The sequence below is a fragment of the Vibrio sp. Vb0304 genome (assembly GCF_033338995.1).
GTDB classification, from domain to species: domain Bacteria; phylum Pseudomonadota; class Gammaproteobacteria; order Enterobacterales; family Vibrionaceae; genus Vibrio; species Vibrio alginolyticus.
The window spans coordinates 1-1168 of record NZ_JAWOTT010000250.1 but is presented as its reverse complement, the minus strand read 5'-3'; the positions used below and the strand labels follow the sequence as shown (position 1 = coordinate 1168).

The following is a 1168-nucleotide window of genomic DNA, read 5'->3' as shown; positions in this document are numbered from 1 at the left end:
CTCAGCTAAGAGTTCCTGTTGCTAACCCTCTCACTTTTGCTAACGCTCTCAATAGCAACTTTCATCCAATCTCCTAAATCACCGCGGGTCCTGCCTGCGGTGTTCGCAACTTTGTATCCAAAGGCTTCAATTTCCCGTATAACAAACCATGAGCAATAGGAGAGAGTTATGTCGGGAAAGGAAAGAAACCTACCAACACACCGTATTTCTAGATTCAGCAAATTTGCCTCGCTTGCAACAAGAGTCGCGGGCAATGTTATTGCTGAAGGCACCAAGCAAATCGCCAAAGGCAACCGACCGAAAGCGAAAGACCTTTTGCTCACCCCTCAAAATATTGCACGGCTGACCGATCAACTGGCGCACTTACGCGGCGCAGCGATGAAACTTGGTCAAATGCTGTCGATGGATGCCGGAGATATTCTTGAACCCGAGTTGGCCGAGATTTTAGCCAGATTGCGTTCAAACGCCGATCCAATGCCATCAAAGCAGCTCAACAGCGTGATGGTAAATGCACTTGGTGAACAGTGGAAATCCGCGTTTCTTGCTTTCAACTTCAAACCTATTGCGAGTGCATCCATAGGGCAAGTTCACCAAGCCTACAGCGATGCTGGCGATAATTTGGCAGTCAAAGTGCAATATCCCGGTATCAGAAAGAGCATCGACAGCGACGTCGATAATGTCGGTACGCTTTTGAAAATTGTTGGCCTTATCCCTGAGTCTGTTGACTATAAAGGACTGTTGGAAGAGGCGAAAAAACAGCTGCACGACGAAGCCAATTATGAGCGAGAAGCTCAGTTTGCCTGTAGATATCACGAGGCTCTACAAGGCCATCCGCATTTTGTGGTACCAAAAATCTACCCGGAAATTTCATCCCAATCCGTTCTGGCTATGTCGTTCATTCAAGGGACGCCCATAGAGAAAATCGCAAACTACGATCAAGAAACTCGCGACTTTGTAATGCACAATTTGTTGGAACTGCTGTTTAAAGAACTGTTCGAATTCAAAATGGTGCAAACCGATCCAAACTTCGCAAACTATCTCTATCTTGAACAAAGTAAACAAATCGGGCTGTTAGATTTTGGCGCAACCCGCGAATACAGTGAACGTTTTAGTTCCGGTTATCGCCAAGCCTTTTCATCTGTCGTGAACAATGACGAACAAGGGCTCA

At 46.3% G+C, this 1168-nt stretch carries 1 protein-coding gene; it reads left to right on the top strand.

Annotation, left to right across the window (positions count from 1 at the left end; genetic code table 11):
- Positions 1–168 precede the first annotated feature (168 nt).
- On the top strand, positions 169–1168 hold a 1000-nt coding region (locus R7P35_RS25405), incomplete at its 3' end, for an AarF/ABC1/UbiB kinase family protein (RefSeq protein ID WP_318093173.1).